The following is a 16,577-nucleotide window of genomic DNA, read 5'->3' on the forward strand; positions in this document are numbered from 1 at the left end:
AGACGATGGCGCAACTGATCCGGGCGGCAGATTACCGCGATCTCGATGCAATCGGCGCGATCTGGAACCGGGTGATCACTCAGACAACCGCGACCTTCACCGTGGCCGAGAAGAGCGCAGAGGATTTGGAACAGTGGCTCAAAGAACGGCAGGCCGGTCGCTGGCCGGTTCTTGTTTCTGAGGTGGATGGGCAGGTTGCGGGCTTTGCAACGTGCGGTCCGTTTCGATCCGGCGAGGGATATGCGCATGTTGCTGAGCATTCCATTTATGTCGCCACAGACCTCACCGGTCGTGGCCTTGGGCCGGATCTGTTGTCAGCCTTGGAGCTGGCGGCGCAGCGCCGGGGGATCGCGGTTTTCGTGGCCGCGATCAGCGCCGAGAACCTGCGCGCTCACGCCTTTCACGCTCGCCATGGCTTTATCGAGACCGGGCGAATGCCTGATATGGGACGCAAATCAGGTCGGCGGATCGGTCTTGTCCTCATGCAGAAGCATCTGGAATAGACTTCATAAGCGATCCGCATTGGTGTTGGCTTGCCGCGACACACCCAGCCCGGGAAAGGACTTCCAATGAAGATTGAGGAATATGCCGCGTTCAGCACCGGTGAGGCCGGGGGCAACCCAGCTGGGGTTGTAATCGGGGAAAGCCATCCGCCCGAGGCGGAGATGCGCGAAATCGCGGCCCGGCTGGGCCATTCCGAGACCGCCTTTGCCGAAGGTGCAGGGAAGGACTGGCACGTGCGCTATTTCGCGCCGGACAGCGAGGTTCCGTTTTGCGGCCATGCGACCATCGCGCTCGGCGCGGCATTGGCCGGAAAATACGGCTCAGCCACCTATGCGTTGCGCACGGCAGCCGGGGCCATATCCGTCGAAGCCTCAACGCAGGGCGGCATTCGGGCCACCCTGACCTCTGCCCCGACGCGGCAGGAGGTCGCCTCGGACGCTCTGGTGAGTAAGGCCGCCGCGTTGTTCGGATGGTCCAAGGAGGACTTCACCCGCCCACCGGTCATCGCCGAGGCGGGCGCACGTCATCTGGTGTTGGGCCTGCCGAGCCGTGCCACACTCGCCGAAATGTCCTATCAATTCGAGGCGGGGCAGGCGCTGATGCGCGACCATGGGCTTGTGACCATCCTGCTGATGTATGAGGCGCCCGATGGCGTGGTGCATACGCGCAATACGTTTGCCTCGGGCGGTGTGTACGAGGATCCGGCAACCGGGGCCGCCTCGGCCGCTTTGGGCGGATGGTTTCGCGATGCGGCGTTGCGTCAGGGAGCTTTCGATATTCATCAGGGCGACGATATGGGCGCGCCCAGCAGGATACATGTCGCGCCCCTTCCCGGTATCGGGAGTGGGGTCCAGGTCAGCGGCACTGTCCGGGTCCTGCGCTGAGGTCTGGCAGCGGCGGGGCTGCTTTGCTAATGTTTTGCCATGTCAATCTGGTCGCGCATAACCGATGCCTTGTCCGCACTCCGTCAGGGGGAAGGGTTGAGTGCGGTTTTTCAACGGCTGAACACACCGCCCGAACGGTCGGTGGCGTTCACGATTGCCGTTATCGCGCTGGGCGCGAAGATGGCGAAGGCCGACGGCGTCGTCACACGTGACGAGGTGACGGCGTTTCGCGAGGTCTTCCATATCGCCCCTGCCGATGAGGCGAAAGCCGCGCGGGTGTTCAATCTGGCCCGGCAGGACAGCGCCGGGTATGAGGCCTACGCCCAGCGCGTTGCCGGCATGTTTGGTGACGATCGCAACGTTCTGGAAGATCTGCTGGACGGGTTGTTCCATATCGCAGTCGCTGACGGTGTCTATCACCCGAATGAGGATCGCTTTTTAGAGCACACGGCAGAGCTGTTCGGCGTAGGAGAACGGTGTTTCAAAGCGATTCGGACGCGCCATGTGCCAGATGCGCGCCCCGACCCCTATGATGTCCTTGGGGTCACACCCGAGATGGAAATCGACGAGATGCGCAAGCGTTGGCGCCTTTTGGTGCGCGAAACCCATCCCGACAGGATGATCGCGCGCGGTGTTCCTGAAGAGGCCGTGAAGCTCGCCACCAAGCGTTTAACTGCTATAAATAACGCCTGGGACGAAATATTAACGGAGAGAGCGGCGGCTTAGTCCGCTCTTCGGAACAGTGTCATAAAAAAATATCACACTGTTTGGAACCAATGTGATCATTCCAGTGTTATTCGTTCAACTCAGATGCTAAGTTCTGAGTGTCGCGTTTAGATTTCCGGTTGGAATCTGGCGGAAGACAGCGCAAAGTTGCGCAAGGCTCGACAATGTCGGGTCTCAACCCAATTCAGGCGGAATACCGTCGTGATGACTAAGGAATGGAGTGAGGGATGAAAAAAGTTTCCTTCGTGATGGCCGGCGCAGCTCTGGCACTCGCAGCTTGCGCACAGCAAGAAGAAGTTATGGTTGTTGAAGAGCCGATGGTTGAGGCTGTTGCTACCGAGTACACCGTGTACTTCGGTTTCGACTCCGCAGCTCTCTCCGATCTCGGTGCTGAGACTGTTGCAGCCGCTTCCGCAGCAGCAGCAGGCATGTCCTCCGTTTCCGTCGTCGGCCACACCGACACTGTCGGTTCCGTTGCTTACAACCAGGGCCTCTCCGAGGCACGCGCTGCAACCGTTTCCGGCGCAATGGTTTCCAACGGCGTGAACCCGGCGATCATCACGGCTGCTGGCCGCTCCGAGAACGACCTGGCCGTTGCAACGGCTGACGGTGTTCGCGAGCCGCGCAACCGCCGCGTCGAAATCTCCCTGAACTAAGTTCGGGTCGATTGATCTAAGAAGGGCCGCTCTCAGCTACGGAGAGCGGCCCTTTTTCATGGCCGGATCGGCCATGTGATGCAGCCGTGCATCACCGAAAAAATTCACAAACCATCCTCTTACAATTCGGTCTAAGCGCACGATCTGTGCGGATGTCCCAAGGGATAGCGAAAGGCATCGTGCCGCCGCTCACATCCATGCATGGAGAAATGGATGAAACCCGTATCCTTCGCAGCCTTTGCTGCCGTTGGTATCCTGGCCGCTTGCGCGCAACAGGAAGAGATTGTCTTGATTGAAGAGCCGGTCGTTGCCGCCCCGGCGACGCAGTACACCGTCTATTTCGGCTTTGACTCTGCCGCTTTGACCGAACTTGGTGCTGAAACGGTTGGAACCGCTGCTGCAGCGGCAATGACCACGGCATCCTCTTCCATCTCCGTTATCGGTCATACCGACACGGTCGGATCGGTGGACTATAATCAAGGGCTGTCCGAGCGCCGTGCCGCAACTGTTTCCACAGCACTGGTCGGTGAAGGCGTAAACCCCGCGATCATCACGAGTGCGGGACGGTCTGAGACGGAACTGGCGGTTGCAACTGCTGACAACGTTCGCGAACCGCGCAACCGCCGCGTCGAGATCACGCTGAACTAAGCACGTCTCAGCATTTCTGATCAAAGCCGCTCTCCCGCTTGGGAGGGCGGCTTTTTCATGTGACCAACGCAAGCCGCCCCCATTGCAGTCCCCCCTGCGCCCATTAGGTTACCTGTCAAAGCCGTTTTGACCGGAGAGATGACCCGTGACGCCATTTGACCTGCCCACCCCGACCCACCTGCAAGCCGCCGAGGGTGGTGCTGCACCACTTGATGGTTTGCCTGAGTGGGATTTCTCTGCCCTTTACGCAGGTGAGGATGATCCGAAGTTGGCGAAGGATCTAAGCTGGCTGGATGATGAGACCGCGAAATTCAAGACGGACTATGAGGGACAGCTGGGCGACAAGTCTGCGACAGCCCTCGCCGCCTGTGTAAAGCGCTATGAAAATATCCAAACCGTCATGGGACGCATCATGTCCTATGCCGGTTTGCGCTATTACCAGAACACGACAGACGCCGATCGCGCGAAATTCATGTCCGACATGCAAGAACGCATTACAGGGCAATCGGCGAACCTTGTCTTCTTCACGTTGGAGATGAACCGGATCGCGGATGAGCGCTTTGATCTGCTGCTCGGTGAGGATCAGGACCTTGCCCGCTACCGCCCGGTTCTTGATCGGATGCGGGCCATGAAGCCCCACCAGCTGTCTGATGAGCTGGAGGCGTTTTTGCACGATCAGGGGGTCGTCGGCGCCAGTGCATGGAACCGCCTGTTCGATGAAACGATGGCCGGTCTGACATTTGATGTGAATGGTGAGGAACTGCCGCTTGAGGCGACACTCAACCTTTTGACCGATACCGACCGGCAAAAGCGCGAGGTTGCCACCCATGCTTTGATCGCGGTGTTTCGCGAAAATCTTCCACTCTTCGCCCGCATCACCAACACGCTTGCCAAGGAAAAAGAGATCGAGGATCGCTGGCGCAAGCTGCCGACGCCTCAGGCGGGCCGCCACCTTGCCAACCATGTGGAGCCGGAGGTGGTGGAGGCGCTGCGCAATGCGGTTGTCGCCGCCTATCCCCGCCTGTCCCATCGCTACTATGCGCTGAAAGCCAAGTGGCTGGGCCTTGATGCGATGCAGGTCTGGGATCGGAACGCGCCGCTGCCCACGGCCGAGGACAGGATCATCGGCTGGGACGAGGCGAAAGACACGGTCATGGACGCTTATGCCGGATTTGACCCGCGGATGTCCGACCTGGCCGCTCCGTTCTTCACGGAAGGATGGATTGATGCACCGGTCAAACCGGGCAAGGCGCCGGGTGCCTTTGCGCATCCAACGGTAACGACGGCGCATCCTTTCGTGATGCTCAACTATCTGGGCAAGCAGCGCGATGTCATGACGCTGGCCCATGAGTTGGGACATGGGGTTCACCAGCGCCTTGCCGCAAAGCAGGGTGAGCTTCTGTCGTCGACGCCGCTTACACTGGCTGAAACGGCGAGTGTCTTTGGTGAGATGCTCACCTTCAAGAAGCTGCTCGAACAGACGACCGATCCGGCGAAGCGCAAGGCGCTGATCGCCTCGAAGGTTGAGGACATGATCAACACGGTCGTGCGCCAGATCGCCTTTTACGATTTCGAGTGCAAGCTGCACGATGCGCGCCGTCAGGGAGAGCTGACGCCTGATGACATCAATGCAATCTGGATGAGCGTGCAGGCCGAAAGCCTTGGCCCGGTCTTCGAGTTCGTGGACGGCTATGAGGTGTTCTGGACCTATATTCCGCACTTCATCCATTCCCCGTTCTACGTCTACGCCTATGCCTTTGGCGACGGACTCGTGAACGCGCTTTATGCCGTCTATGAAGAGGGTGATGCGGACTTCCAGGACAAGTATTTCGCAATGCTCGAAGCGGGCGGATCGAAGCACCACAAGGATCTGCTCGCGCCCTTCGGCCTCGACGCATCCGACCCATCCTTCTGGGACAAAGGGTTGAGCGTGATCGAAAGCCTGATTGATGAGCTGGAAGCGATGGAGGACTGACGCCCCGTCAATATTGACCTCCCGTGGGTTGGGCCGACACGTTGGGCCAAAACCACGGGAACCCGTCACATGCTTCGCAAAATCCTATACACCCTGCCCGTCCTGTTGATTTTGGGACTGGCGGGGTTTTTCATTTTTGCCCCTGGGATCGCAGAGCAAGGGCAAAACCGGATCGAGGACGCGGGGCCGTGGCCAGTCTCGGCTGAGGCACAGGCCCTGCATGACCGGCTGTTGGTCGCAGATTGGCACGCCGACAGTCTGCTTTGGGATCGTGACTTAAGCCGCCGGGTCCAGCGGGGGCACCTCGACCTGCCGCGCATGATTGAGGGCAATGTCGCAGTGCAGGTTTTCACCACCGTCACAAAGAGCCCCGCACAGCAGAACTACGAGAACAACTCCACCGATGCGCGCGACAACATCACGATGCTCGTCGTCGGCCAGCTGCGCCCGGTTGAGACGTGGGGCAGCTTGCTGGCGCGCGGGCTAGATCAGGCGGAGCGGCTGGCTGAAACCGCACATAACCATCCCGAATTGCTGACATTCGTGACCTCTGCGTCAGAGCTGGATGCAGCCCTGTCCGCACGTGGTGATGGCGCGCAGCCCGTTGTGGGGCTTTTGGGCACTGAGGGCGCCCATTTGCTGGAAGGCGACATCGCCAATCTCGACGTGATCGAAGCGGCGGGATTTCGCGTCATCGGCCTGACCCATTTCTTTGACAATGAGCTGGGTGGTTCATTGCACGGAGATCGCACGCTGGGGCTGACAGAATTCGGGCGAGAGGTAGTTGCCGAGCTTGATGCCCGTGAGATGATTATCGACCTCGCCCATGCGTCCCCCGTTATGGCCGAGGAGGTGCTGTCCCTGACCGATCGCCCCACCATCGTCAGCCACACGGGCATCTATTCTCACTGCGAAACCGTGCGCAACTTTCCCGATGAGCTGATGCAGCGGATCGCCGCGGGCGGTGGGTTGATCGGGATCGGATTCTGGGCAGATGTCACTTGCGATGCATCGCCGGGCGGCATCGCAGGCGCAATCCTTGCCGGGATTAATGTCGTCGGTATTGACCACGTCTCGCTCGGATCGGATTTTGACGGCGCAGTCACGACACGTTTTGACGCCTCGCAAATGGCTGCCGTCACCCACGCGCTGCTGGAGGCGGGTCTTTCTGAAGAAGACATCGCAAAGGTGATGGGCGGTAACATGATCCGCTTCCTGCGAGAGAATTTGCCAGCCAATTGACGGCGCGCCCAATCGCACCACGTCCTGCCCTGACGCAATGAAGGGGCGCGAATTGAGCGAATCTCCGACACATCTGAAGGCGATGGCGCGCTTTCGCATCGCGCTGATCAACATGCCGCCGGCCAAGCTGCTGTTGTTTGGCTATGTCAGCTACATGCTGATCGGTTGGGTGCTGCTGTCCCTTCCCTTCGCACAGGAACAGGCCGTTGCAGCGATAGATACGCTGTTCATCGCCACCTCTGCCGTGTCGACAACCGGGCTGGTCAGTGTCGATCCCGGAACCTCATTCACCCTGTTCGGCGAGATCGTGATCCTTTTGCTGATCCAGGCCGGTGGCCTTGGCTATATGACAATCGGCTCGTTCGCGACGCTGGCGATCATGGGCAAGCTGCCGGGTATGCGCGCGCGCGCGGCTAAACATGCGTTCAATCTGCCCAGCAATGTGAAACCCAAGCAATTTGTCGTCTCGGTTGTGATCTTCACACTGACGGTGGAGGTGATTGGCGCACTGGTCTTGTGGTGGATGTTTGCCTCGGCAGGGGAGCAGAACCCGCTATGGCTCGGCATATTCCACTCGGTTTCCGCCTTCTGCACCGCGGGTTTCAGCCTCTTTGCCAATTCCTTCGAGGGCTATACAGGTCATGTTGGGATCAACTTGACGATCGCACTTCTTTCGATCCTGGGCGCAATGGGCTTTCTGATTGTCGTGGATGGCTGGCGCACTTTGACCGGGCAGGCGCGCTGGCTGGGGTTCTCCTCAAAAATCATCGTGCGTATGACGGGTCTTTTCCTGGCACTTGGCACGCTCGCGCTGTTCATTGCGGAACCGTCGATCCGTCTGCTGCCCCCAACAGAGCGATTGTTGGCCGCGTTTTTTCAAACGATGACTGCAACCACGACCGTGGGGTTCAACACGATGCCCATTGGGCCTCTGGGGCTTGCAACATTGATGGTCCTGTTCTTTCTGATGATCATCGGCGCATCGCCCGCAGGCACGGGCGGCGGATTGAAGACGACGAGCTTTGCTGCACTGGTGGGGCTTGTCCGCTCGACACTGAAGGGCCGGGACAGGGTGCGCTATCTCAAGCGTGTCGTGCCGCAGGACCGCCTGCAATTGGCAACCGCATCGCTCGCCTTCTATTTCACGCTGGCCGGTATCGCGATGTTTGGCTTGTTTTTGACTGAAACCGGCGCCGCCTTCGAACTGGTGATGTTCGAGGTGATCTCTGCCATGGGCACCGTCGGGTTGAGCATGGGCCTGACCGGAGAGCTGACAGAGCTGGGCAAGCTGATTGTCATCCTTTTGATGACGGCAGGCCGCGTGGGGATTTTGACATTTGGTATCGCCATCGCCTCCCACGACGAAAGTCGCGAAGAAGAAGCGGACAACGATCTGGTGCTTTAGCCAGCAGCGCTTTCACGGATCATGTCGAGCACAGACTGGTTGGCCCGCGATGCGGACAGCGGGAACGGATAAGGCGCATTGTCGAGCACGCTGGCGTGGAAGGCATCCGCCTGTGCCACGTATTGCATAGCAGTTGGAAAACGCTGCTCGATGCTTTCATCCCGGCGCCGCAGGATCACACGCGCAGCGTCGTAATCTGGCGGGTTGAACGGCGTTGGCACTTCGATCACACCGTCGGTCCCATGAAATCGCATGAACTGATGGCGGATCATGCGCATGGAACAATAGAAGCTCATCGTGAAACCGTCGAAGTCCAGCAGGGCATGGGTGGTCAGGTCAACACCATCCTGCATCACAGCCCGGGCCGACGCGCGCAATGGTTCCTGCCCTGTCGCGAGACGTGCCGTGATCACCGGGTAGACGCCGATATCCCCGAGCGCCCCACCCTCTAGCGCGGCTTGATTGCGGATGTTGCCAGCATCGTCGTTGAAATAGGTGAATACGCCCTCGATATGCGCCAGCTGGCCGATGGCGCCCTGCGCGATCAGCCCTGCGACATGATCCCATTGCGGGTGGTGAGCGACCATGAAAGCCTCCGCTGCAAGCTTTCCCGTCTCTGCCTCCGCCGCGATCAAGCGGTCAATTCCGGCAACGTTCCAGGCCAGTGGCTTTTCACACAGCACATGCTTGCCCGCCCGCAGCGCCTTCTCTGTCCATTCGACATGCATGTTGTTGGGGAGCGGGATGTAGATCGCGTCGACCTCTGCATCCGCCAAAAGCGCCTCGTAGCTGTCGTGATGGCGCACATCGCCATAGCCGCTCAACCGCTTGCCCGACAGCGACGCCACCGCCGCGACCGTGCCGCGTTGGCTGAGATGGATTGCAGGAATGACCTGATCGAGAGCGATTTTTGCGAGACCCAGAATACCCCAGCGAACGATAGATTGCGTCATGAATGCTCCTCTCGCGCGACTTCCGCGAGCGCACGGTTATAGGCCTTTAGCGCGTCGACCTGGAACAGCGCGCCCAACAATTCGGGCGGGCCGTTTTCCTGCTCTTCCACGACCGGGATCATGGTGCCGCCAATCTGCTCAAACATGGGCAATGCCGCCTCCAGCGTGTCGCTGCGCGTCAGAAAGGCTCCCTGCTCAACCAAAGACCAGCTTTGCGTGTCCGAGGCCCCGTTTTCCGCACCGCGTGGTCGCATTAACTCCCCGGCTGCAATCGTGCAGAGCACGTAGTCCTGCGGCCCGGCTGCAACATGGCGCCCTGCACGTTCCAATTGGGTGAGGAAAAAGGACTTATCCACCATGTTCACAGCAACGGCAGACGACAGCGAAATCGCGACCAACACGGCAATCCCGGCCTGCCAGTCCCCGGTCATTTCGAATACGATCAAGGTGGTCGAGATCGGTGCACCCAGAACAGCAGCAGCGACCGCCCCCATGCCCGCCAGCGCATAAATCGCCTCTGTCCCGCTGATATCTGGGAAAATCGCTGTGGCGACAGACCCGAAGGCCAGCCCTGTCAACGCACCCAGCATCAGCGAGGGAGAGAAGACACCGCCGCCCATTCGGCCTGCCATGGTGATCGCGACGGCGGCGGCCTTTACCACTGCAAAGCTGACAGCTGTCCAGAACGCCAGATTTCCAGCGAGCGCGCGGTTTGTCGTCTCGTAGCCGACCCCGATGATATGGGGAAACTGGATCGCAATCAGCCCCAGCAGTACGCCCGCCAGCGCCGGGCGCAGCGGGATCGGCAAGCGCAAGCGATCCTGTATGTAGTCGCCAATATCCTCAGCCCAGAAGATCGCCTTCATCATCACCACAGCCACAAGACCACAGACGAGACCCAGCACCATGAAGGCAGGCAGCTCGATATAAAAGGCGAGTTCCTTGGTCGGCAGCGTGAACTCCGGCAGGTCACCAGACCACAACCGGCTGACCACTGTTCCGGCGACAGAGGCGACAACGATCGGCGCGAAGGCGTGGATTGCGAAATGGCGCAGCACCACCTCGAGCGCGAATAGCGCGCCTGCAATCGGGGCATTGAAGCTGGCCGAGACCGCACCCGCCACCGCACATCCCATCAGGTCGCGAGCTGTCATGTCGGACGAGCGCAGCCAATCCGAGACTTTCGTGGCAATCAGGGCGGCCATGTGGACCACCGGGCCCTCACGCCCCGTACTGCCGCCGGTCGAAAGCGTAATCAATGAAGCCGCGGCAGAGGCGAGGCCCGCCTCCTTTTCAACACGTCCATGGCCGAGCGCCGCGCCCTCGATCACATGAGCGACGGAGCGTCCCCTGCCATCGGGGGTAAAGCGCCATAGTATCAGTCCAACCGCCAACCCGCCCAGAACAGGGATGCCCAGGACCCAATACCAAGGCAGGGTCGAAAGGTGAGAGTGCAACTGCTCGTCTGTTTCGCCGTAGACCGTCGTTTGCAAGAGTGCGATGCCTTCGCGAAATGCGATTGCCACGACGCCTGCACAAATACCGATAAGAAGAGCGATCACCCAAAACTGGATCTGCCCCGGCCCTTCGCGTCGCACCCGCAAGAGCGCTGCGCGGTAGCGGCGCAGACGGCTTTGATAGGCTTGGGCGAGGAGTTCGTACATCTTGGGGTTCCTTCCCCATCGTCCTAGCACCGCAAGCGAGACCACGAAAGGGAAGAGAGGAGGCCTCAAGCAAATGTGCCTGCACCCCGACAAAAGAAGGGCCGCGTCCCGCCAGATGACGGGGATGCGGCCCTGAAATCAGTCAAATAGGCAAAGCGTCAGAGTTGCTCGACCGTCACCCTGTCCGGATAGAAGGCGATGTGATCCTTGATCCGTGCGACCGCGTCCTTCGGGGCCTCATAGCTCCACGCAACATCCGAGATCTTGCCGGACTTGGCGGCGACGGAAAAGTAATTGGCCGTGCCCTTATGCGGACATTCGGATGTCCGATCGGACGGATCGAGAAACATCATGGCGATGTCTTCCCGAGGGAAATAGATCACGGGGGGATAGTCCCCCTCGGCCAATTCGAGCGCGTTGGCGCTTTCGGCGAGAACGGCGCCGCCTGCGCGGACGCTCCACGTACCTTCGGCACGGGTGATGGAAATATAACGTTCGACCATTGGGGCGGCCTCCTTCTTTGCGAAGTTCCAGCAGCGAGACAGCGTCTTATGGCCCGTGGGCCGTGACAGTTTCGTGCCTCAATCAGCGGAAAGCGGTGCGCAGGCTCTCTCCAGCCAAGTGCGTACCTCTTCTGGGACGAGTGGTCCGACTTCCGCTGCCACGCGCGCGTGGTAGGCGTTGAGCCAGTCCAGTTCTGATGTGGTCAGAAGATGGGGCCGGATCAGCCTGCGGTCAATGGGGGCCAGTGTCAGTGTTTCGAAAGACAACATCGGCAGGTCACCACCATCGGGAACACGGGGCGGTTCAACCACGATCAGGTTCTCGATCCGAATGCCAAATGCCCCTTCCCGGTAATATCCGGGTTCATTGCTGAGGATCATCCCCGGCTCGAACGGCACGGAGGAGCGGCGCGAGAGATTGATTGGCCCTTCATGCACCCCCAGATACGCGCCGACCCCGTGACCCGTGCCATGCATATAGTCCATGCCAGCCGACCAAAGCGGCGCACGGGCAAGCGCATCGATATGGGCCCCGCCAAGACCTTCGGGCCAGCGTAGGGTGCTGATTGCGATCATGCCCTTTAGAACCAGCGTGAAGGCGCGAGCCGCGGCCTCGTCCACCGGTCCGACGGCAACGGTCCGTGTCACATCCGTGGTGCCATCGGGGTACTGACCGCCAGAATCAACCAGCATCAACTCCCCCGGTGCAAGCGTTCGGTTGCTGTCATCGGTTACGCGGTAGTGGACAATCGCGCCGTTCGGACCGGCGCCGGAGATCGTCTCAAACGAAATGTCACGTAACTGATTGGTGGCACGGCGAAAGCCCTCAAGCTGTGTGACGATATCAATTTCCGTCAGGGTGCCCGAAGGACCGTGCGCATCAAGCCAGCAAAGGAAGTTGGCCATTGCGGCTCCATCGCGCAGATGCGCAGCGCGTGCGCCTGCAATCTCGGCCTCTGTCTTGCGCGCCTTTGGCAGGGCGCAAGGCTCATGGTCCAGCACGTCGCAACCATCCAGAAGGTTGGCGACCTTCACGGGAATGCTTGCCATGTCGATGGCAACCTTGCCCGTCAACGCTGCCACATGATCCTCAAGAGCGTCGAGAGAATGGACCCGCACCCCCTCTCCCAAATGCGCGCGCAATTCGTCGGTCAAGCGGTCAGCTGCGTTGAAGAGGTCCACCGAATGATCCGAATGCAGGATCGCAAAGACCCGCGGCACGGGCGTGTTGGGAACATCGGACCCGCGAATGTTCAGCAGCCACGCGATGGACGCAGGCAGGCTGAGCACGGCAGCAGAGGCACCACGCTGTTGCAAGTCGTCAGCCAGTCGGGCCCGCTTGTCCTGATGCGTCTCACCGGCCAGAGAGATATCGTGGATAATGATCGGATCCGCTGGCGGGGCGGGGCGGTCTGCCCAGATTTGATCAATCAGGTTGTCGCATTCGACCAAAGCCACCTCCGCCGGCAGCGCCTTGCGGATCGCCCGCATCTCCCGCGGGGTGTGCAGCCAGGGATCATAGGCGAGGCGACCTGCCTCAAGATGGTCCGCCAACCAGGCTGCGACCGTTGTCGCGGGCCAGTCGATTGGCGTGAATGCCTCTATATCGACCTGCTTGCGCACCTGAAGCGTATAGCGGCCGTCCACAAAAACTGCCGCCGCGTCCGCCAGAACAGCGCAATGCCCGGCCGATCCGGTAAAGCCTGTCAGCCACGCAAGGCGCTGATCGCAGTCGGCCACCGTCTCACCCTGATGGGCATCCGCACGCGGGACCAGAAACCCCGCGAGGTTGCGGGCCTGCAATTCGGCGCGCAGGGCCTGAAGGCGCGCAGCACCCGTCGTCGGAGTGGTCGTGGCGGCAAAGGACTGAAACATGGGGACTCCATTGACGGAACGTGATCGGTCGTGGGCGGAATGAGACCTGCATTAAAATTGTGCAGCCGTCGCAAACCCACTAGCGTGCACAACATGGCATTGTTCGAAGGGCAGGCAATATGAAAAAGGTCTTCCGGCTGCTGGCATGGATTTTCACCGGCTTGGCCGCTTGGCGTCTCTATGGCGATTTTTCGTCCTCAATCGGGGCGGGGCGCGATTTTCGGATGAAGCTGGCGGGAGAGGTCTGGGCGACCTTTGATCGCAACAGCCTTTTGGGTCTGCAACCGGCCATCGAGCGCTATATCAGCCCGCGCCTGTGGGAATGGGTTTTCCTGCCGGTGTTGGAAACGCAGCTCTTCCCCATTCTGGTGATGGTAACGATCTTCTTTTTCATCGCGAGCGCGAAGCGTTTCCAGCTGCGTTAGTCGGCTGGGATCAGCACTTCATCAAAGGTCGTGCCGTCGGCCCTGTGGAGCCGCAAGACCTGATCACCGTCCTCAAGCATCGTCACGACAGCATACCAGCCCTGACCGAATGTAACGGCAGAGATCACCTCTCCGGCTGGCACCTCTATTTCATCAGGCAATGTGGGGCGCGCAGGGGCCGTCGCACTCAGGCGGATGACAAGCAGGCCGACCACCGTTATCACCGCAAGGATCATCACAATGGTGAGTGTCGTGACCAGCCGCCGCAGGAATGCGAGCTTTGGCGGTTCCGGCAGGTCCTGTGGCGGAGAAGGTTCCATGTCCGATCCTCTTGAACTGGTCGCGGCCAGCGCTGGCCGTCTTGATAAGGTGCTTGCCGACGCAGCGCCAGAGGGGGCCGCGCTCAGCCGGTCGCGTCTGCAGCAGTTGATCGAGGCTGGCGCGGTGACGGGCCAAGCGGGCGTAGAGACTGATATTCGGCGCAAGGTCGCCCTGGGCGAACGCTTTACGGTGACACCACCGCCCCCTGCGGACCCAACGCCCCAGCCCGAGGACATTCCCCTCAGCATCGTATTTGAAGATGCACATCTGATCGTCGTGGACAAACCGGCCGGGATGGTCGTGCACCCGGCCCCCGGCGCGGAACGCGGAACACTGGTCAACGCCTTGCTACACCATTGTGCTGACAGCCTGTCCGGTATTGGCGGAGAACGACGCCCCGGCATCGTACACCGTATCGACAAAGACACGTCGGGGCTTCTTGTCATAGCCAAGGACGATGCCACCCATCAGGCGCTGTCGCGTAAATTCGCTGCCCATGACATTGAACGACGCTACCGTGCGCTTTGCCATGGTGTGCCGGATGCGGGCGATCCGCGTCTGCGCGGCACGCCCGGGGTGACGCTCGAACCGGGTGGTGTGCTGCGCATTGCCACCCATCTCGACCGGCATCCGGCGGATCGCAAGAAGATGGCGGTGCGTCCGCAAGGTCGCCAAGCCGTGACGCGCGCGACCGTGCTGGAAAAATTCGATCTCGCCCGTCCCCTCGCCGCGCTGATCGAATGCCGGTTGGAAACCGGGCGGACGCACCAGATCCGTGTCCACATGACCCATGCAGGACATGCGCTGATCGGCGATCAGGTCTATGGCGCGGGCCGCGCCGTACCTGAGGCCGCACGGGTGCTTAAGACATTCCCCCGGCAGGCGCTTCACGCCGCGATCTTGGGGTTCGAACATCCAATCACTGGGGCGCAGTTGAGTTTCGAAAGCCCGCTGCCTGACGACATGCAGGAGCTCTTGTCAGCGCTGCGAAATCTCACGGCGCCGTGAAACGTTGAAATAAGTGAACTCAGTTCTTGTAAAGCGCGTAACTGTTTCTAAATACGATCTTCAACAAGATGCAGACGCACGCGAGGTATTCCGATGGCAAACTACACCTCCCTTCCCGCCCCGTCCCCAGAGCAGGGGCTGTCCCGCTATATGCAGGAAATCCGTAAGTTCCCGATGCTGGAGCCGGAACAGGAATACATGCTGGCCAAGGCCTGGGTTGATCATCAGGACAAGGACAGCGCCCATCAGCTCGTCACCTCACACTTGCGGCTCGCCGCCAAGATCGCGATGGGCTATCGCGGTTATGGCCTGCCCACGGCTGAAGTTGTGTCAGAGGCAAATGTCGGCCTGATGCAGGCCGTAAAACGGTTCGATCCCGAAAAGGGTTTCCGCCTTGCGACCTATGCAATGTGGTGGATCCGCGCCTCGATCCAGGAATATATCCTGCGCTCCTGGTCGCTCGTGAAAATGGGCACGACCGCTGCGCAAAAGAAACTGTTCTTCAACCTACGCAAGGCCAAGAACAAGATCGGCGCGCTCGAAGACGGGGATCTGCGACCCGAAAACGTCGCCAAGATCGCGAATGATCTGGGGGTGACGGAAGAGGAAGTGACCTCGATGAACCGGCGGCTTTCAGGGGGTGACGCCTCTCTGAATGCTCCGCTCAAAAGCGATGGTGAGGGTGCATCTGAATGGCAGGACTGGCTGGCCGACGATGTCGATCAGGCCGAGGAATATGCCGAGCAGGACGAGCTCGACAGCCGCCGCACATTGCTGATGCAATCGATGGAAGACCTCAACGAGCGTGAGCGCCACATCCTGACAGAGCGCAAACTGCAAGATGAGCCGAAGACACTGGAAGAGTTGAGCCAGGAATACGGTGTCAGCCGCGAGCGTATTCGCCAGATTGAAGTTCGTGCATTCGAAAAGCTGCAAAAGCGGATGCGGGAACTTGCCGCAGAACAGGGCATGATCCCCGCCGTGAACTGAGCCTGATCCGGACTACCTTCCTCATCATGGATTTTGACGAAGGCAATTTTGGATGACCCAGCACATTTTACTTTTGGGGGCGACCGGGGCAACCGGTCGCCTCATTCTTGATGAAGCACTCTCACGTGGCTGGAGGGTCACTGCGGGAATGCGCAATCCCGAAAAACTCGAACACAGCGCAGACCAGTTGACCAAGGTTGAGGTTGACGTGCTGAAGCCATCCGGGATCAGTGCAGCGGTCGAAGGATGCACGGCCGTGATCTCCGCCCTTGGCGTGGACAATGACCCAAAGACGCTGGCAAGCCCGCCGCCGCTCTACACCGATGGTCACGCCAATGTTGTCGCCGCAATGGAAAAGATCGGAGTCGAAAGGCTCGTGTGCATCTCTGCGCTCTGGTCGCGTGCCAATGACTTTGGCCCGCTCTGGTTTCGTGCCGGGCCGGTCATGGCGCTGACGCGCGTCTACAGTCAGATGCGCATGATGGAGCGTGAACTCGCAGCCCACGAGAAACTGCAGTTCACCTGTGTCCGCGCGGGCTATCTTCAGGATGACCCTATCGAAAGCGCGCCACCGGCCGCATATGCAGAGCGCCCGCCCGAGGGACACTGGCTGACCCGCCGCGCCGATCTTGCCCGGTTCATGGTCGATTGCGTGGCGGAGGGCAGCTGGCAACGTGCCAGCCCGTGCTTTTCGCAAGCCGATGACGGCAAGGTTATGCGCCGTAACGCTGGCAACGTCCGCTAGACATCTTCTTGGCAAAAATATCCCCGCCGGAGGCAGCCACGATCACTGTCATG

General features: G+C 60.2%; 17 protein-coding genes. 12 read left to right on the plus strand and 5 right to left on the minus strand.

What is annotated here, in order from left to right:
- Positions 1-5 precede the first annotated feature (5 nt).
- The 8 genes from POI8812_RS13040 to POI8812_RS13075 all read left to right on the plus strand — a co-directional run bounded on the left by POI8812_RS13040 (position 6) and on the right by POI8812_RS13075 (position 8,040).
- Complete coding sequence (locus tag POI8812_RS13040) at positions 6-503, plus strand: GNAT family N-acetyltransferase (RefSeq protein WP_245895395.1); 498 nt, start codon at positions 6-8, stop codon at positions 501-503.
- Between the two features lie 66 nt (positions 504-569).
- Entirely contained in the window at positions 570-1,388 is an 819-nt protein-coding gene (locus tag POI8812_RS13045; protein WP_108783017.1) for a PhzF family phenazine biosynthesis protein, read from the plus strand.
- Between the two features lie 39 nt (positions 1,389-1,427).
- Complete coding sequence (locus POI8812_RS13050; protein WP_108783018.1) at positions 1,428-2,114, plus strand: molecular chaperone DjiA; 687 nt, start codon at positions 1,428-1,430, stop codon at positions 2,112-2,114.
- 227 nt (positions 2,115-2,341) lie between these two features.
- Positions 2,342-2,770 (plus strand): OmpA family protein, encoded by a 429-nt coding sequence (locus POI8812_RS13055; protein WP_108783019.1) that lies wholly within the window; start codon positions 2,342-2,344, stop codon positions 2,768-2,770.
- A 213-nt stretch (positions 2,771-2,983) separates the two neighbouring features.
- A complete protein-coding gene (locus POI8812_RS13060; RefSeq protein ID WP_162844913.1) occupies positions 2,984-3,418 on the plus strand; it encodes an OmpA family protein in 435 nt (144 codons plus the stop codon).
- Between the two features lie 160 nt (positions 3,419-3,578).
- On the plus strand, positions 3,579-5,393 hold the full coding sequence (locus POI8812_RS13065) for a M3 family oligoendopeptidase (protein ID WP_108783238.1): 1,815 nt from the start codon (positions 3,579-3,581) through the stop codon (positions 5,391-5,393).
- 69 nt (positions 5,394-5,462) lie between these two features.
- On the plus strand, positions 5,463-6,635 hold the full coding sequence (locus POI8812_RS13070) for a dipeptidase (protein ID WP_108783021.1): 1,173 nt from the start codon (positions 5,463-5,465) through the stop codon (positions 6,633-6,635).
- Positions 6,636-6,687: 52 nt separating this feature from the next.
- Positions 6,688-8,040 carry a TrkH family potassium uptake protein gene (locus POI8812_RS13075; protein ID WP_245895397.1) on the plus strand — a complete coding sequence of 451 codons (1,353 nt, stop codon included), beginning with the start codon at positions 6,688-6,690 and terminating at the stop codon, positions 8,038-8,040.
- Here POI8812_RS13075 and POI8812_RS13080 read toward each other — a convergent pair.
- The 4 genes from POI8812_RS13080 to POI8812_RS13095 form a co-directional block, all read right to left on the minus strand.
- Positions 8,037-8,993, minus strand: coding sequence for a Gfo/Idh/MocA family protein (locus POI8812_RS13080; RefSeq protein WP_108783022.1), 957 nt, complete (start codon positions 8,991-8,993; stop codon positions 8,037-8,039). The two genes, POI8812_RS13075 and POI8812_RS13080, sit on opposite strands and share 4 nt — an antisense overlap.
- Positions 8,990-10,657, minus strand: coding sequence for a chloride channel protein (locus POI8812_RS13085; RefSeq protein ID WP_108783023.1), 1,668 nt, complete (start codon positions 10,655-10,657; stop codon positions 8,990-8,992). The genes POI8812_RS13080 and POI8812_RS13085 overlap by 4 nt, the downstream gene beginning before the upstream one ends.
- Before the next feature lie 158 nt (positions 10,658-10,815).
- Positions 10,816-11,160 (minus strand): DUF427 domain-containing protein, encoded by a 345-nt coding sequence (locus POI8812_RS13090; RefSeq protein WP_108783024.1) that lies wholly within the window; start codon positions 11,158-11,160, stop codon positions 10,816-10,818.
- Between the two features lie 78 nt (positions 11,161-11,238).
- Positions 11,239-13,035, minus strand: coding sequence for an aminopeptidase P family protein (locus tag POI8812_RS13095; protein WP_108783025.1), 1,797 nt, complete (start codon positions 13,033-13,035; stop codon positions 11,239-11,241).
- Positions 13,036-13,154: 119 nt separating this feature from the next.
- Here POI8812_RS13095 and POI8812_RS13100 point away from each other — a divergent pair, with 119 nt between their 5' ends.
- Entirely contained in the window at positions 13,155-13,460 is a 306-nt protein-coding gene (locus POI8812_RS13100; protein ID WP_108783026.1) for a hypothetical protein, read from the plus strand.
- Here the strand turns inward: POI8812_RS13100 and POI8812_RS13105 are convergent.
- On the minus strand, positions 13,457-13,780 hold the full coding sequence (locus POI8812_RS13105) for a DUF6476 family protein (protein WP_108783027.1): 324 nt from the start codon (positions 13,778-13,780) through the stop codon (positions 13,457-13,459). The genes POI8812_RS13100 and POI8812_RS13105 overlap by 4 nt on opposite strands.
- Here POI8812_RS13105 and POI8812_RS13110 point away from each other — a divergent pair.
- The 3 genes from POI8812_RS13110 (at position 13,779) to POI8812_RS13120 (ending at position 16,524) form a co-directional block, all read left to right on the plus strand.
- Positions 13,779-14,789, plus strand: a complete 1,011-nt coding sequence (locus POI8812_RS13110; RefSeq protein WP_108783028.1) for an RluA family pseudouridine synthase — start codon at positions 13,779-13,781, stop codon at positions 14,787-14,789. The genes POI8812_RS13105 and POI8812_RS13110 overlap by 2 nt on opposite strands.
- Before the next feature lie 93 nt (positions 14,790-14,882).
- Entirely contained in the window at positions 14,883-15,779 is an 897-nt protein-coding gene (gene rpoH, locus POI8812_RS13115) for an RNA polymerase sigma factor RpoH (RefSeq protein ID WP_108783029.1), read from the plus strand.
- 52 nt (positions 15,780-15,831) lie between these two features.
- Positions 15,832-16,524 (plus strand): NAD(P)-dependent oxidoreductase, encoded by a 693-nt coding sequence (locus POI8812_RS13120; protein ID WP_108783030.1) that lies wholly within the window; start codon positions 15,832-15,834, stop codon positions 16,522-16,524.
- Positions 16,525-16,577 lie beyond the last annotated feature (53 nt).

This window comes from Pontivivens insulae (assembly GCF_900302495.1).
GTDB lineage: Bacteria > Pseudomonadota > Alphaproteobacteria > Rhodobacterales > Rhodobacteraceae > Pontivivens > Pontivivens insulae.